This window comes from Pseudomonas sp. LBUM1673 (genome assembly GCF_059695645.1).
In genome coordinates this window covers 3,137,976-3,152,441 of the sequence record NZ_CP166780.1, presented here as the reverse complement: position 1 = coordinate 3,152,441, position 14,466 = coordinate 3,137,976, and the positions used below count along the sequence as shown (strand labels likewise).

Sequence of the window (14,466 nt, the reverse complement as noted above, 5' to 3'; positions counted from 1 at the left end):
GATCTCTCCCTGTTAATCGGCCAAACCGACCAGTTTGGCCAGCTCAACAGCGCGGTTGGCGTAACCCCATTCGTTGTCGTACCAGGCATAGATCTTCACCTGAGTGCCATTGATCACCATCGTCGACAGCGCATCGATGATCGAGGAGCGCGGGTCGGTGCGGTAGTCGATGGATACCAGTGGGCGTTCCTCATAGCCCAGGATGTTTTTCAGCGGGCCAGCGGCGGCAGCCTTGAGCAACGCATTAACTTCATCCACCGAGGTGGCGCGCTCCACTTCGAACACACAGTCGGTGAGCGAGGCGTTGGCCAGCGGTACGCGCACCGCGTGACCATTCAGGCGCCCACGCAGCTCGGGGAAAATTTCCGCAATGGCGGTGGCCGAGCCGGTGCTGGTCGGGATGAGGCTCATGCCGGAAGCGCGGGCGCGGCGCAGATCCTTGTGCGGCTGATCGAGGATACTCTGGGTGTTGGTCAGGTCGTGGATGGTGGTGATCGAGCCGTGGCGAATGCCCAGATTCTCGTGGATCACTTTGACGACCGGGGCCAGGCAATTGGTGGTGCAGGAGGCAGCGGTCACAATACGGTGCTGCGCCGGGTCGAACAGGTGCTGGTTAACGCCCATCACCACGTTCAAGGCGCCTTGCTCCTTGACCGGCGCACAGACCACCACACGCTTAACGCCCTGATCCAGGTAGGCCTGCAACACCGCCACAGTCTTCATCTTACCACTGGCCTCGATCACCAAATCGCAACCCGACCAGTCGGTTTCGGCAATCGTTTTGTTTGCGGTGACCTTGATGCGGTTACCGCCAATCATTACATGATCGCCTTCGGCGCTGGCTTCGTTGTGCCAACGGCCATGCACAGAGTCGAAGTTGATTAGGTGCGCATGGGTTGCTGCATCGCCTGCCGGATCGTTGATTTGCACGAACTCGAACTCTGGCCAGCCCCAGGCTGCACGCAGGGCGAGACGACCGATACGACCGAAACCATTGATACCTACTTTGATACTCATGCTGTTGTTCTCTTGGGACTGCTGTCTGCGGGCAATTACGACTTCGCGATGTCGAATTGGCTGATGTAGTTGATATGTGCAGGGTGCTGAATCGCACGCGGACGCAGCGCTTGCACTTCGCTTATCGCCTCACGGAACGGCACTCCGCATTCGATCAACAGTTGCGCTGCAATCAATCCGGTACGGCCCGAACCGCCCTTGCAGTGAATGGCAATATTCTTGCCTTCGATGAGCAATTGCTTGATCCGCTCACGATTGGTCTCCCAGGCAGCCTGGAACGGCTCACCAGGTGCCTCGTCATCCTCCACAGGCAGATGAAACCACTCGATACCACGCTGCAGGCACTGCTCTGGCAGATTTGCGACTTCGTTCTGGCTCAACTCTTCAACCGGCATCAGCGTCAGCAAGGCCGAAGCACCTGCTCCCTTCAGAGAGTCCAGCGCCTCAGCGACCGACGCGTCTTTCGTGCCTGGGCAAGGCGTGAAGATCAATTGGCCTTGCACAGCTGTCGTGGTGAAAACGGAATACGGATGTTGGTGCACGATCAGTCGTCCTTTAGATAGAGCGTTGATTAACGCGTTTGGAGAGTTCTTCCGCCGACTCCTTACGTTCGGAATAGCGGTCGACCAGATAGTCCTGCCGTTCGCGCAGCAGCAATGTGAACTTCACCAGCTCTTCCATTACGTCCACGACACGGTCGTAGAATGCGGAGGGTTTCATGCGCCCGGCTTCATCGAACTCCAGGTAGGCCTTCGGCACCGAGGACTGGTTGGGAATAGTGAACATACGCATCCAGCGACCCAGCACACGCAGCTGGTTGACCACGTTGAAGGATTGCGAGCCGCCACAGACCTGCATCACCGCCAGCGTCTTACCCTGGGTTGGGCGCACCGCGCCCATGGTCAATGGAACCCAGTCGATCTGCGCCTTGAACACCGCGCTCATCGAGCCGTGGCGCTCAGGAGAGCACCAGACCTGACCTTCTGACCAGAGCACCAGTTCGCATAGTTCTTGCACTTTGGGATGGCTGTCCGGCACGTCATCTGGCAACGGCAACTCGGATGGATTGAAGATGCGTGTTTCTGCGCCGAAGTGCTGCAACAGGCCGCAGCTTCTTCGGTCAGCAGGCGGCTGAACGAACGCTCGCGAGTCGAGCCGTAGAGCAGCAGGATGCGCGGTTTATGCGTGGCCGAGAACGTACTGCGGAGCTTATCGAGGGTCGGCAGATCGACCAGTTCGGCATCGAGGTTGGGGATATGTTCATCAGTCATATATTTACTCCTCAGCGAGGGCGCCTTTCGGATGATCGAACCAGCGGCGCTTAAGCCAAAGGGACACACTGACCAGCATGATCAAAACCGGCACTTCAACCAGTGGGCCGATCACCGTAGCGAACGCCACTGGCGAGGCCAGGCCAAATGTCGCGATGGCCACAGCGATGGCCAGTTCGAAGTTGTTGCTGGCGGCGGTAAAGGCCAGCGCAGTGGTGCGTGGATAGTCAGCGTGGAGCAACTTGCCCATCCAGAAGCTGATGAAGAACATCACCACGAAGTAGATCGTCAGGGGAATCGCGATGCGCAACACATCAAATGGCAATTGCAGCACCACGTCACCCTTGAGGCTGAACATGGCAACGATGGTCAGCAGCAGCGCGACCAGCGTCAGCGGGCTGATGCGCGGAATGAAGCGTTGGCTGTACCAGGTCTCGCCTTTGCGGCTGATGAGGATCTTGCGCGTGAGGAAACCAGCCAGGAATGGGATGCCCAGGTAGATCAGCACGGACTCGGCGATGCTGACAAAGTTGGTGTCAATCACGCTGCCCTGCAGGCCGAACAATGGCGGCAGCAGACCGAGGAAGATCCATGCATACACACTGAAGAACAGGATTTGGAAGATGCTGTTGAAGGCCACCAGCCCAGCGACGTATTGGTTGTTGCCGCCTGCGATTTGATTCCACACCAGCACCATGGCGATGCAGCGCGCCAGGCCGATGAGGATCAGGCCGGTCATGTACTCCGGCTTGTCGGCGAGAAACACGATGGCCAGGACGAACATCAGCACTGGGCCAATCACCCAGTTCTGGATCAGCGATAGCGCCAAGATGCGCTTGTCCTTGAACACCTCCGGCAGCTCTTCGTACCTGACCTTGGCCAATGGCGGATACATCATCACGATCAGGCCGATGGCAATCGGGATATTGGTCGAACCCACCGACAGGCTGTTAAGCCAGGCCGGCAGCCCCTCGAACAGACTGCCCAAGCTGACACCAATTGCCATAGCGAGAAAGATCCAGACCGTCAGATAGCGATCCAAAAAAGAAAGACGGCTTTTACTCATCGTCATGTCTCCAGTGTCAGAGGGTGCCGATCAGGGCCAGCTCGGCCTTGAGTTGTTCGGCACTTAACTGCTTGAGCGGTAAAGCCAGGAAGGCTTCGATTCGGGTTCTGATCTGTTCCAGAGTGGCTTCGAAAGCCGCCTCGATTTCTTCTTGAGTCCCTTGATATTCCGATGGGTCAGCCAGCCCCCAGTGGGCCTTGGTGGCCGGCCCGAAAAATACCGGGCAGGCGTCACCGGCAGCCTTGTCGCACACCGTGATGACGAAATCAGGTGCCAGGTTCTCGTGGACTTCACTGGATTTGCTGTAGAGCCCTGCAGTCGAGACTCCAGCCTTATTCAGCGTTTTCAGGCTCAACGGATGCACTTCACCCTTCGGCTGGCTGCCGGCGCTGTAGGCGTGCATCTCAGCCGGAGCCAAGTGATTGAACATGGCCTCACAAAGAATACTGCGGCAGCTGTTGGCGGTGCAGAGAAACAGAGTTTTCATCGAGCTATCTCGTAAAGGTCGAGCGGTGCTCAGGCAAGCGTTAACTCAGCAGCAAGCAGCTAGGCGCTGAGGGCGATCACCCATCACGTCGAGGCGTTTGGCGTCGGGACTGAGCCAATGCTGGTTGGCGTCAAGCGTGGTTTTCAGTACGGCGATCACCCAATCCGGCAGACTGGGATGCAAGCGGTAATACACCCATTGGCCTTGTCGACGATCCTCCAGCAAACCGCAATTGCGCAGTTGCGCCAGGTGGCGGGAAATCTTCGGCTGGCTCTCATCGAGTGCGCAGGTCAGTTCGCAAACGCACAGATCGTCCTCACGGGTGATAAGCAACATAAGGCGAATGCGGGTTTCGTCGGCCAGGCACTTGAATACGGTGGTCGGTGTCAGATGGTCAGCCATAGGGGTCTCAACGTTTAGATTTCACCAACACGAACATCTTGATGCGTTCATGGATCTCGTGAAGGGTGTGACGGAATGCGTCGTGCTTGGTGCTAGTCACTGGATCTTCAAAGTTCCAGGCCAGCACCTCTCCTACTCCTGGCAGGGCATGACACTCCAGAGACGATTTATCGCACAGCGTGATGACGTAATCGAAACGCTCTGCCGCAAACTCATCGATAGACTTGCTGTACAACCCTACGGTACTCACACCTAGGTGCTGAAGCGCTCCCAAGGTGCGGGGATCGATCTCGCTGGGCATGCTGCCTGCACTAAAGGCCTCGAAATGCTCTGAATCAGTGTGCCGCAGCAGCGCTTCAGCCAGCTGCGAGCGGGCAGCGTTAGCGACACAAACGAACAGCACGCGGATCTTATCGGTCATTGCCAAGTCTCGAAGAGTATATGGTTTAGCGAATATATGGTTTATCAAATATCTAGTAAAGCGGTAACGCCGATTTCTGGTCGACAAGCTGCTCAACAAACCAATATTGGCAATAAATATGGAGCTCAAGAGCAAGCATCGATCATTTATCAGCAAGCACCGGCACGTAACATCTGCTTACTCGCATATCCGTATTTTGTAATTAATCTGTCATCGCAATGGCTTTAGGCTCCCCCCACCTCAACCCCAAGCAGGAACCTTGCGATGAACAAACTGCCCCTGACCGCGATGCTACTCACCAACCTGTTCGCGAGCGCTACCTTCGCCAGTCAATACGACAAACCAGGCTTCATTACCGAGGTCGAAGATGGTCGACTTTGGGTATTCCGCGAAGGCTCCAAGGAACTGGAAGATTTCAAAAAAACCGGTGAGCCCGCCAAACAGTTCTCCGACATCGGTGCTGGCCCAAACGGAATAACGGTGAAGTCGGCTGATGAAAAAACCCTGAAAGACTATCTACAGACCATTAAGAAATAAGCTGTAGTGGCACTGCTCTCTACTGAAGGAGGCAGTGCCACCCTCCAAACGGGACTTTACATATGCATGAACATGCACATATATTCTCTGCATGAACGTCACCACCAACCGGTCACAAGCCATTGAGTCTGCCATTGAGTCTCTCGACGGCACATTTTTCAAAGCCCTCTGCGAGCCGCCAAGAGTTGCTGTGCTGAAGCGCGTGATGCAATTAGGTCGGGCAGATGTGACCGCGATTGCGGCTGATCTACCTCAAGAGCGCTCTGTGGTATCTCGTCATCTTCAGGTGCTGCTGGACGCGGGAATCGTGCGCGCCACTAAGGTAGGACGTCAGATGTTTTATGAGGTGGATGGCCCAGCCATCGTTAAGCGACTGGAGGACATCCTCCATCACGCCAAGAGCATTGCTTTATTGTGCTGCCCAGGCGGATCTCGCTGATTTTTTCTTACCCTTATATGTGTATAAGTGCGCACACATGAACATAATAGATCGATCATTCGATGTTGTCGTAATAGGCGCAGGGCAGGCAGGGCTGGCCTGTGGCTGGCACTTGAAACAGCAGGGGCTCGATTTCCTTATCCTGGATGAGCAGCAGCAACCAGGTGGTAACTGGCGTAACTACTACGACAGCCTCGAGTTGTTCTCGCCGGCAGCGTATTCCTCACTACCAGGGCTGCCGTTTCCTGGAGAACCGGGGCACTACCCCTCCCGCGATGAAGTAGTGCGCTACCTAGAGCAGTACGCCAGCTTCTTCCAGTTGCCGTTTCTTCCGGGGATACAGGTCATAAAGGTGAATCAGGCAGCTGGTGGGTTCCAAGTAGTGACTGCCAGTGGGCAGCGCTTCTTTACCAGGGCGCTGATCGTGGCATCGGGGGCATTCAGTCGCCCCTATACCCCTGAAGTTTCTGGGCTCGAAAGCTTCCAAGGTGTTCGCCTTCACAGTGCCGAGTATCGGAATGTGGAGATGTTCAGTGGAAAACGCATCGTAGTAATTGGAGCGGCGAACTCGGCAGTGCAGGTTGCTTACGAGCTAGCCAAGGTGGCCGAGGTCACGCTTGCCACGCGTGAGGCGATTCGATTCTTTCCGCAGAAGCTGCTCGGCGCGGATTTCCACGCCTGGCTGAAATGGACGGGCCTGGAAAGAACTCGCTGGCTCAATGATCAGAGCACGCCGGTATTGGATGACGGCACTTACAAAAAAGCGCTGAAGTCAGGACTATTTAATCAGCGGTCGATGTTCGGGCAAGTAACCCCAACCGGAGTCGTTTGGGCGGATGGTCACCGCGAAGCAGTTGATTGCCTAGTCTTCGCCACTGGGTTTCGCCCAAATATTTCCTTACTTGAAGACCTCGCGGTGACGGATGATCGAGGGCGATTGATGCAGCGCGATGGACGAGCACTGCAGATCCCGGGCCTGTACTTTATGGGGTTACCAAAGCAGCGCAATTTCGCCTCAGCAACTCTCAGAGGTGTAGGGCCTGACGCTGAAGTCATCCTTCCACATTTACTTCGCCATCTGCGCTCCACAGGCATAGAACAGGTGATAGCCGCGCAGCGATGAGCAACCAAAGCAATGATGCACACCTCTCTTGCCCGGATCCTTGCATTGCCAATAGCGGGCCCTGTGAACTCACTCGACATCTAAAGCCACTTTGGCCGCACAACAGGGCTTTCTATCCTATGCTGAGTAGGTTGAATGAAAAGTCGCTTACGAAACAGACGAGGTCGACTGCATCGCAAGCGTAATGCGGAGGCAGAGATGGCATCTATTTCTAGAAGAGGCTTCCTGAAAATTGGGGGCGGGGTTGCTGCGAGCGTGGCTATTGGGCTGCCCGAACTCGCACAAGCGGCGACATCAACGCCTGCAGTAGAGGGGCGAGTCAATCTCCCCTACCAAATGAAAGCGATTACCAAGGCGCAGAAATTACAGGTCAATACGCCAGTCCAATTTTCCTATCCCGATGCCGCCTCACCTTGTGCATTGATCAAGATGGGCGCTCCTGTTCCGGGCGGCGTCGGCCCGGAACGCGACATTGTCGCCTACAGCATCCTATGCACTCACATGGGCTGCCCGGTTGCCTATGACGCAGAGAGGAGATTGTTCAAATGCCCCTGCCATTTCAGCATCTTCGACCCTGAGAATACTGGTCAGATGGTTTCCGGCCAAGCCACCGAGAATTTGCCCAGCGTAGTGCTCGAATACAACCCCAAAGACGATTCGGTACGTGCAGTTGCCGTCGAAGGGTTGATCTACGGACGTCAGTCCAACCTCCTGTGATAAGGAGATTAAAATGGCAACCAATAAAGATAGAGTGGCCCTGCCTCCTGCAGATGCCCAAAAGACCAATCTGACATGCCACTTCTGCATCGTGGGTTGTGGTTATCACGTATACAAATGGCCGGAAAATCAGGAAGGTGGACGGGCGCCCGATGAGAACGCCCTAGGGCTCGACTTCCGCAAACAGTTACCCCCGTTGGCTGTCACCATGACACCGGCAATGCAGAACACGATCACCGACAAGGATGGCAAGCGCTACAACATCATGATTGTGCCGGACAAACAGTGCGACGTTAATAAAGGGCTCTCGTCCACACGAGGCGGACAACTGGCCAAGGTCATGTACAGCCCCGACGGGGTAGGCAGGGAGCGCTTACGCAGCCCGCGCATTTATGTGGCTGATCAGTGGGTAGACACCAGTTGGAATGATGCACTGGCGCTCTACGCTGGGGTGACCAAGAAGATCCTTGATAATGACGGGCCTGCCCCGCTCGCCTTTGACTGCTTCGATCATGGAGGCGCCGGAGGCGGATTTGAGAATACTTGGGGCACCGGCAAGCTGATGTTCACCGCACTGCAAACCCCATTGGTGCGAATCCACAACCGCCCAGCCTATAACTCCGAGTGCCACGCCACCCGCGAGATGGGCATTGGCGAACTCAACAACAGCTATGAAGACGCCGAGTTGGCCGACGTCATTGTTGCCATAGGCTGCAACTCATACGAAACCCAAACCAACTACTTCCTGGCGCATTGGTTGCCCAACTTGCAGGGGCAGACAGTCGACAAACGTAAGCAGCGTTTCCCAGGAGAGGCCGTTGTCCCAGCCAAGGTGATTTTTGTCGACCCTCGCAGGACGCCGACCATCGCTATAGCGGAGCAAGCAGCAGGTAAAGACAACGTGCTTCACCTGGATATCGAACCGGGAACGGATATCGCTCTGTTCAATGGTCTGCTGACCTACGTGGTCGACCAAAAATGGCATGACCAGGAATTTATCGAGGCCCATACCAAGGGGTTCGATCAAGCACTTCAAGCCAACCGGCTGTCGCTTGAAGAAACCAGCCGTATCACTGGCGTGTCGGCAGATAAACTCAAGCTTGCAGCCGAATGGGCTTACAAACCCAAAACCTCTGGCCACCGTCCCCACACCATGCACGCCTACGAAAAAGGAATCATCTGGGGCAATGACAACTACCTCATCCAGTCGGCATTGGTCGACTTGGTGCTGGCCACTCACAACGTCGGACGACGAGGTACGGGGGTGGTGCGGATGGGTGGGCACCAAGAGGGGTACACACGCCCCCCATATCCAGGCAATACCAAGATTTATGTGGATCAGGAGATTATCAACGGCAAGGGAATGATGTACACGGCATGGGGGGCCAATCCCTTCCAGACCACGCTCAATGCTGAGCAACATCGAGCAGTCATTCTCAAACGCGCCAACATTGTCAGAGAAGCCATGGCCAGTGTTCGTGGCGGCACAACCTCGCAGATGGTGGATGCAATTTACGATGCAGTGAAAAACAAAGGCGGTCTCTTTTTCGCCAACATCAACCTCTACCCTACCAAGCTGGCAGAAGCCGCCCATGTGATGCTGCCGGCGACCCATCCAGGCGAAATGAATCTCACCTCAATGAATGGCGAGCGCCGGATGCGCCTTTCACAAAAATTCATGGATCCCCCTGGTTCGGCGAAAGCCGATTGCCTCATCGCAGCGGCTATCGCTAACACCCTTCGGCAGATGTATACGGACGAAGGGAAACAGGACATGGCGGCGCGTTTTGCAGGGTTCGACTGGAAAAGCGAGGAGGACGCCTTCAATGACGGCTTCCGTATGGCTGGCCAACCCGGTGCTGGCCCAATCGACAGTCAGGGCGGCACCACGGGAAATCTCGTCACCTACGAGCGGCTGAAAGCCATGGGCAACAATGGCGTCCAGTTACCCACCAAGGAATACCGAGACGGTAAGCTGATCGGCACAGAGATGCTCTACACCGATTACAAGTTCGACACTCCGGACGGCAAGGCTGAGTTCAAGCCAGCAACATGGCCCGGATTGCCGAAACCGGTGGCAGAACAGAAGGAGAAGCACCAGTTCTGGGTCAACAATGGACGCATCAACGAAGTGTGGCAAACGCTCTACCACGATCAATACAACGACTTCGTGCAACGGCGTGTGCCTATGGCCTATCTGGAAATTAACCCCGACGATGCACAAGTCTTGGCTATTACATCTGGGGACGTGGTCGAGGTGTTTAACGACTACGGTTCATCCTACGCGCTGGCCTACCTGGAGCCGGATATCAAGCGTAACCAGACGTTTATGCAGTTCGGCCATTTCAATGGCGTGATGGGCGATCTGACCACGCCATGGACAGACCGAAACGTAATCCCATATTACAAAGGGACGTGGGCGAGCATTCGCCGCATCGGGAAAGTGGAGGAATTCAAAGAGAAGATCAGCTTCAAGTCGCGGAGGTTTAACACGTAATCACGATTGTTTAGCAGCTAGCTGGGCGTTTCTTCCCGAGGTGGTCAAGCCAACGCCCAGCCCCCCCATACCTACTTAAATTGTATGGGGGGCGTGAGGCATCCTTCTCAGCGAGGAAGAGCTTTGGGCAAATGCCTAGCTACTTCCCATACAGCTACGAGCAGCAAGAGCGGGTCGATGTCGGCACAACTTCAGCAGCCTTATCCGCCTCGGTGCAACAACTTGGCTCGCAGCAGTCAGGGCTTGCCGCTCGGTCGCAGCACTCAGAATCATCGAACTGCGTGCTACACACACCAGTCTCTGGCAAGACCAATTCAACTCGCTTGGCCGCATCCCAATCACCGGCCAACGCAGCTACCACCGAACGCACCTGCTCATAGCCTGCCAGGAGCAGGAAAGTCGGGGCACGGCCATAGCTCTTCATTCCTACGATGAAGATCCCTTCATCGGGGTGAGCCAGCTCAACGGCACCATGCGGGCGAACCGTGCCGCAACTGTGCTCATTCGGATCAATCAAGGGGGCAAGATGAATTGGGCTCTGGGTCGCCGAATCCAGCGCCAAACGCAGCTCGGCAAGCAGCTCCAATTTAGGCCGGAATCCCGTTGCGACCACGATCTCATCCACCATGGGGAGGGCTTGGCCGTTTGCCTCAACAACGATGCCATCGTCAGTTGCGGCAACCTTGTCGATGGCGATGTTGGTGAACAACTCAATGGCTCCATCGCTCAACAACTGGCGAACCCTTTGTCCCAGTTTCCCTCGCTCCTCCAGCTTGTCGTTTGCCCCACCGCCCAATATGCGATCCAAAGAGGAGCCGCGAATCACCCAGAAAATCTTCGTGCCAGGCTCCTGTAGGGCAAGCCGGGCCAAGTCTTGCAAGATATTGAACGCAGAGTGACCGCTGCCAACCACCATGATTCGCCGATTTGCATAGCGTTGCCGTTCACTACGAAGCACTTCGGGAATGCCGTAAGCGATGCGTTCAGCCAAATCCTTCTCGCCCAAGGCAGGAATACCATGTGCCCCCATCCAATTTGGCGAGCGGAACGTGCCGGATGCATCTATGACGGCGCTGGCGAGCACATCCTTTTCACCCTCTGGAGTCCTGACCCGTAGCAGAAATGATGTGGCTTCACGGCTCTTCGTCTTCATGACGTCCTGGCCGAACCGAGTCACCGCCAGGACTTCGGTGTTCAGACATAGATACCTATTCACGGATGGCAGTGCTGCAAGTGGATATACGTAGTTATCCAGCAGTTCACGCCCAGTGGGATAAACGTCCTCAGCGGGCGCGTCCCATCCTTGGGCCGTGAGCAGCGTCGCAGCCTGCTTATCGATGTTGAACCCCCATGGAGAGAACATTCGCACGTGTGCCCAGTTTTCGATGCTTGCCCCTGCACTGGGCCCTGCCTCGAAGATCAAGGGAGTCAGCCCTCTCGCGATGAGATGACAGGCTGCAGCTAATCCCACGGGGCCAGCGCCGATAATGGCGATAGGAAGTTTACTGTCCATGACTGACTCCTCGCTTTAGTGAGGCTGATTAGCAGAAATTAGGTGCTCGACGATCACACAATCGAGCCACTGGCCTTCAAGGCAAGCGTGTTTTTCGTAAACCCCCACCTCCCGGAACCCACAAGAACGGCACAACGCCAAACTGGCCGTGTTGAAGGTGAAGATGCGTGATAACACCTTCCAAAAACCTTGGGCTTGGGCCTCGTTCAGTAACGCCTGAAGCAAAACTCTTCCTAGCCCCTGGCCTCGAACGCTCCGATCCAGGTAGATCGAGAAATCTGCGATACCGTCGTAACAGGTTCGGGAACGGTAACTACTCAAACCTGCCCAAGCGACCACTTCATTTGCATCGTTAACCATAACCAGGGTCGGGTAGCGCTCTATCAAGGCAATGCGCTCAAGCATGTCATTTGGCATGCGCAACGTGGTCTCGAATGTCGAGCTTCTCTCCTCAATACCCTGGTTGTAGATATCAGCTATCGACGCAGCGTCCCTGACTTCAGCAAATCGAATGTGCATGCTTGAATCCATCCAGTTGGTAGTAGCAACATTTCAGGCAAAAAAGGTGGCTCCCCCTCATTTCACTACGGGCACTGACGGACAGCAGCCACTGGCTAGGCCACAGCGAATCTCAGTCGCTCGAGTGATCTGCTTCAACAAGCTCAACGCGCCTTGCCGCGCTTCGGGTGACAACTGTTCGATCATTGCCCGCTCTTCAGCAATCAGGTCAGCGCGGATCTTCAGGTAAAGCTCATGACCAGTTTCAGTAACCTCAACCTGCACTGCGCGACGATCCTCGCTGTCTTCAACCCGCGACACATAGCCCTTGCGTTCAAGCGCATCGACCACCCGGCTCGCAGTGCTTTTATCCAGAAACATCTCTTCTGCCAGCGCTTGCAGGCGGAGTCGGCCCCTTTTGACCAGAGTCTCGATGGCATAGCATTGCGTGACCGAAACGTCGTAGCAGCAGATGCGATCCCGGTCGCGGAACTGATACACCCGGACGAGTTGGTTCAAGGCTTCATATAGATCTTCGGAATCCTGAGTCAGCTGGTTTTTTTTTCGTTTTGTCATGGCCATCACAGATTAGTTGTTAGGTGCAACAATAATCCTGACTTCAGGAAACGGTCAACCACTCCTTCATTTTGGTTGACGACGCTGTACCGGCGCCGCTAATTTGTTGCACCTAACAACTAAAAAAGGCTGGCGCCCTTGAGTTACCCAATCAGCAGTCAGCGCACAATCAACCGAGTTGGACTCGTCTGGGCGATGGGCATCGCACAGATACTCGCGTGGAGTACAACGTACTACTTGCCCGCAGTCCTCGCGACACCGATTACACGAGAGACGGGATGGTCGATTACCAGCACCGTAGCCGGACTTTCATGGGGTTTGTTGGTCGCAGGGGCATGCTCTCCTATGGTCGGGAGGCAGATAGATCGGCATGGTGGCCGCCCCGTCCTGGCAACCAGTTCGATGCTGATGGCACTGGGGCTGCTGTTGATGGGTTTGGCTAGCAATCTGATCATCTACTACCTGGCCTGGACATTCATTGGAGCCGCCATGGCTGCCGGCCTGTATGACGCAGCCTTCTCGACTCTGGGACGACTATTTGGGGACAGCGCACGCACTTCGATGACCGGCCTCACTCTATTGGGTGGGTTCGCCAGCACTTTGGGCTGGCCATTGATCGCCGGCCTGGAACATCAGATTGGCTGGAGATATAGCTGCGTCATATTAGCCGCAGCTCATCTGGCCATAGGATTACCGATTCATCTCTTGTTGATTCCAAAGAGTGAGAGCATTCCTAACAGTGCGGCAGTTTCTACACACGCTTCTTCCATTGCCACTGCCCATCACACAAAATCAGGCAATCGCCTCTTTCTGCTGTTGGCAGCGCTACTGACACTCCAGTCGCTGGTGATCTCGTCAATTTCTGTCCATCTGCTTGATGTGCTGAAGCTGCTCGGCATCGCTACGGCCACCGCACTGGCCATCGGCATGATGATAGGGCCATCTCAAGTCGTAGCCCGGCTTGCAGAGTTCTCCCTTGGGCGAAACTTGCATCCGACCACATCTGCCAAGGCAGCGATATTGCTAAGCGGGATAGGAATCGGGTTACTGATACCGGCTATTCCATGGATGGCATTCATTGCGATGGCGCTATACGGTGCTGGAAATGGAATTCTGACCATTGCACGAGGGACACTACCATTGGCTCTTTTTGGACAAGATGGCTACGGTACTCGCATGGGCTTATTGGCCCGCCCAATGCTGGTCGCGCAGGCCGTAGGCCCTGTGGCAGCTGCTGTTATTCTGGACAAGCTCGGCTCAACACCTTTGCTCGTTGTGATGTGCACTCTAGCGATGGCAAGCCTCATCGCCAGCTTCGGTCTTCCGTCAAAGTAAACTGTTGATTGAGGGGAAGAGCTTTATGTCCAACTCGAGTCGAAAGCAATTCGTTATGGCCGGTAGGCCTGAAATCTGAAGCCCAAAGCTTAGGAAACTGCTCTGTCTCTCCATTTTTCTCTATCCTCCTAGCCGACAAAAAGAGCCCTCAACGGGCCCCTTTGTTTGTACTCAAAGCAAGATCACTTGGTCAGCCAAGACTCGACCGTGTCGGAGCCGAATTTTGCTTTCCACTCTTTCAACGTTTTGTGGTTGCCGCCTTTGGTTTCGACGACTTCGCCGGTGTGCGGGTTTTTGTAGACCTTTACCTGGCGAGGCTTGCGGCTGCCGGATTTGGACTCGGTTGCTGGCGCACGACGACCTGCGTGTGGGTCAAGCAAGTTGATCACGTTCTGGAGGCTGTAACCGTACTCAGCGAGCAAAGCGCGCAGCTTGGTCTCAAAATCCATTTCACGCTTCAAGCCGGAGTCGTTTTTCATCGACTCGAGCTCTGCGAGTTGGGCGGCAAGTTGTTGTTCGAGTTTGCGGTATTCAGCTAGACGAGACATTAAATGGTTTCCTTTAAGA

General features: G+C 55.3%; 16 protein-coding genes and 1 pseudogene. 6 read left to right on the top strand and 11 right to left on the bottom strand.

Going from position 1 to position 14,466, the window contains the following annotated elements; translation table 11 throughout:
• Nucleotides 1-12: 12 nt before the first annotated feature.
• The 7 genes and pseudogenes from ACA044_RS14505 to ACA044_RS14475 form a co-directional block, all read right to left on the bottom strand.
• The gene (locus ACA044_RS14505) at nucleotides 13-1,017 is read right to left on the bottom strand and encodes an ArsJ-associated glyceraldehyde-3-phosphate dehydrogenase (RefSeq protein ID WP_497446962.1); all 1,005 of its coding nucleotides are present in this window, start codon (nucleotides 1,015-1,017) and stop codon (nucleotides 13-15) included.
• Between the two features lie 35 nt (nucleotides 1,018-1,052).
• Nucleotides 1,053-1,559: a cyclin-dependent kinase inhibitor 3 family protein gene (locus ACA044_RS14500; RefSeq protein ID WP_497446961.1), complete on the bottom strand. Its 507-nt coding sequence runs from the start codon at nucleotides 1,557-1,559 to the stop codon at nucleotides 1,053-1,055.
• 13 nt (nucleotides 1,560-1,572) lie between these two features.
• Nucleotides 1,573-2,288 (bottom strand): annotated as a pseudogene (gene arsH, locus ACA044_RS14495) (arsenical resistance protein ArsH).
• Nucleotides 2,289-2,292: 4 nt separating this feature from the next.
• A complete protein-coding gene (gene arsB, locus ACA044_RS14490) occupies nucleotides 2,293-3,354 on the bottom strand; it encodes an ACR3 family arsenite efflux transporter (RefSeq protein WP_497446960.1) in 1,062 nt (353 codons plus the stop codon).
• 16 nt (nucleotides 3,355-3,370) lie between these two features.
• Nucleotides 3,371-3,841, bottom strand: a complete 471-nt coding sequence (locus ACA044_RS14485) for an arsenate reductase ArsC (RefSeq protein WP_497446959.1) — start codon at nucleotides 3,839-3,841, stop codon at nucleotides 3,371-3,373.
• A 45-nt stretch (nucleotides 3,842-3,886) separates the two neighbouring features.
• Nucleotides 3,887-4,243: a metalloregulator ArsR/SmtB family transcription factor gene (locus tag ACA044_RS14480; RefSeq protein ID WP_028621210.1), complete on the bottom strand. Its 357-nt coding sequence runs from the start codon at nucleotides 4,241-4,243 to the stop codon at nucleotides 3,887-3,889.
• 7 nt (nucleotides 4,244-4,250) lie between these two features.
• Nucleotides 4,251-4,664 carry an arsenate reductase ArsC gene (locus tag ACA044_RS14475; RefSeq protein ID WP_497446958.1) on the bottom strand — a complete coding sequence of 138 codons (414 nt, stop codon included), beginning with the start codon at nucleotides 4,662-4,664 and terminating at the stop codon, nucleotides 4,251-4,253.
• A gap of 264 nt (nucleotides 4,665-4,928) precedes the next feature.
• On the opposite strand from ACA044_RS14475, the gene ACA044_RS14470 reads away from it, so the two are divergent.
• The 5 genes from ACA044_RS14470 (at nucleotide 4,929) to ACA044_RS14450 (ending at nucleotide 9,977) form a co-directional block, all read left to right on the top strand.
• Nucleotides 4,929-5,201 (top strand): hypothetical protein, encoded by a 273-nt coding sequence (locus tag ACA044_RS14470; RefSeq protein WP_497446957.1) that lies wholly within the window; start codon nucleotides 4,929-4,931, stop codon nucleotides 5,199-5,201.
• Nucleotides 5,202-5,292: 91 nt separating this feature from the next.
• Nucleotides 5,293-5,640 carry an ArsR/SmtB family transcription factor gene (locus tag ACA044_RS14465; RefSeq protein WP_497446956.1) on the top strand — a complete coding sequence of 116 codons (348 nt, stop codon included), beginning with the start codon at nucleotides 5,293-5,295 and terminating at the stop codon, nucleotides 5,638-5,640.
• 37 nt (nucleotides 5,641-5,677) lie between these two features.
• Nucleotides 5,678-6,763, top strand: a complete 1,086-nt coding sequence (locus ACA044_RS14460; protein ID WP_497446955.1) for a flavin-containing monooxygenase — start codon at nucleotides 5,678-5,680, stop codon at nucleotides 6,761-6,763.
• Between the two features lie 198 nt (nucleotides 6,764-6,961).
• On the top strand, nucleotides 6,962-7,480 hold the full coding sequence (locus ACA044_RS14455) for an arsenate reductase (azurin) small subunit (protein WP_497446954.1): 519 nt from the start codon (nucleotides 6,962-6,964) through the stop codon (nucleotides 7,478-7,480).
• 13 nt (nucleotides 7,481-7,493) lie between these two features.
• Nucleotides 7,494-9,977: an arsenate reductase (azurin) large subunit gene (locus ACA044_RS14450; RefSeq protein WP_497446953.1), complete on the top strand. Its 2,484-nt coding sequence runs from the start codon at nucleotides 7,494-7,496 to the stop codon at nucleotides 9,975-9,977.
• A gap of 154 nt (nucleotides 9,978-10,131) precedes the next feature.
• On the opposite strand, the gene ACA044_RS14445 is transcribed toward ACA044_RS14450, so the two are convergent.
• Genes ACA044_RS14445 through ACA044_RS14435 form a run of 3 tightly spaced genes read right to left on the bottom strand, consistent with a single transcriptional unit; the run spans nucleotide 10,132 to nucleotide 12,564 of the window.
• Nucleotides 10,132-11,490, bottom strand: coding sequence for an FAD-dependent oxidoreductase (locus ACA044_RS14445; RefSeq protein WP_497446952.1), 1,359 nt, complete (start codon nucleotides 11,488-11,490; stop codon nucleotides 10,132-10,134).
• 15 nt (nucleotides 11,491-11,505) lie between these two features.
• Nucleotides 11,506-12,009, bottom strand: coding sequence for an arsinothricin resistance N-acetyltransferase ArsN1 family A (locus ACA044_RS14440; protein ID WP_497446951.1), 504 nt, complete (start codon nucleotides 12,007-12,009; stop codon nucleotides 11,506-11,508).
• A gap of 57 nt (nucleotides 12,010-12,066) precedes the next feature.
• Entirely contained in the window at nucleotides 12,067-12,564 is a 498-nt protein-coding gene (locus tag ACA044_RS14435) for a MarR family winged helix-turn-helix transcriptional regulator (protein ID WP_497446950.1), read from the bottom strand.
• A 195-nt stretch (nucleotides 12,565-12,759) separates the two neighbouring features.
• Between ACA044_RS14435 and ACA044_RS14430 the strand changes: the two genes are divergently transcribed.
• A complete protein-coding gene (locus ACA044_RS14430) occupies nucleotides 12,760-13,899 on the top strand; it encodes an MFS transporter (protein ID WP_497447224.1) in 1,140 nt (379 codons plus the stop codon).
• A gap of 182 nt (nucleotides 13,900-14,081) precedes the next feature.
• Here ACA044_RS14430 and ACA044_RS14425 read toward each other — a convergent pair whose 3' ends face one another.
• Entirely contained in the window at nucleotides 14,082-14,447 is a 366-nt protein-coding gene (locus tag ACA044_RS14425) for a histone-like nucleoid-structuring protein, MvaT/MvaU family (protein ID WP_497446949.1), read from the bottom strand.
• Nucleotides 14,448-14,466 lie beyond the last annotated feature (19 nt).

What these genes read in the sequence shown, in the direction of transcription:
- arsB (WP_497446960.1), bottom strand. Translation starts at nt 3,354, where the DNA reads ATGAGTAAAAGCCGTCTTTCTTTTTTGGATCGCTATCTGACGGTCTGG.
- ACA044_RS14455 (WP_497446954.1), top strand. Translation starts at nt 6,962, where the DNA reads ATGGCATCTATTTCTAGAAGAGGCTTCCTGAAAATTGGGGGCGGGGTT.
- ACA044_RS14440 (WP_497446951.1), bottom strand. Translation starts at nt 12,009, where the DNA reads ATGCACATTCGATTTGCTGAAGTCAGGGACGCTGCGTCGATAGCTGAT.
- ACA044_RS14425 (WP_497446949.1), bottom strand. Translation starts at nt 14,447, where the DNA reads ATGTCTCGTCTAGCTGAATACCGCAAACTCGAACAACAACTTGCCGCC.
- ACA044_RS14480 (WP_028621210.1), bottom strand. Translation starts at nt 4,243, where the DNA reads ATGGCTGACCATCTGACACCGACCACCGTATTCAAGTGCCTGGCCGAC.
- ACA044_RS14450 (WP_497446953.1), top strand. Translation starts at nt 7,494, where the DNA reads ATGGCAACCAATAAAGATAGAGTGGCCCTGCCTCCTGCAGATGCCCAA.
- ACA044_RS14445 (WP_497446952.1), bottom strand. Translation starts at nt 11,490, where the DNA reads ATGGACAGTAAACTTCCTATCGCCATTATCGGCGCTGGCCCCGTGGGA.
- ACA044_RS14460 (WP_497446955.1), top strand. Translation starts at nt 5,678, where the DNA reads ATGAACATAATAGATCGATCATTCGATGTTGTCGTAATAGGCGCAGGG.
- ACA044_RS14475 (WP_497446958.1), bottom strand. Translation starts at nt 4,664, where the DNA reads ATGACCGATAAGATCCGCGTGCTGTTCGTTTGTGTCGCTAACGCTGCC.
- ACA044_RS14485 (WP_497446959.1), bottom strand. Translation starts at nt 3,841, where the DNA reads ATGAAAACTCTGTTTCTCTGCACCGCCAACAGCTGCCGCAGTATTCTT.
- ACA044_RS14465 (WP_497446956.1), top strand. Translation starts at nt 5,293, where the DNA reads ATGAACGTCACCACCAACCGGTCACAAGCCATTGAGTCTGCCATTGAG.
- ACA044_RS14470 (WP_497446957.1), top strand. Translation starts at nt 4,929, where the DNA reads ATGAACAAACTGCCCCTGACCGCGATGCTACTCACCAACCTGTTCGCG.
- ACA044_RS14435 (WP_497446950.1), bottom strand. Translation starts at nt 12,564, where the DNA reads ATGACAAAACGAAAAAAAAACCAGCTGACTCAGGATTCCGAAGATCTA.
- ACA044_RS14505 (WP_497446962.1), bottom strand. Translation starts at nt 1,017, where the DNA reads ATGAGTATCAAAGTAGGTATCAATGGTTTCGGTCGTATCGGTCGTCTC.
- ACA044_RS14430 (WP_497447224.1), top strand. Translation starts at nt 12,760, where the DNA reads ATGGGCATCGCACAGATACTCGCGTGGAGTACAACGTACTACTTGCCC.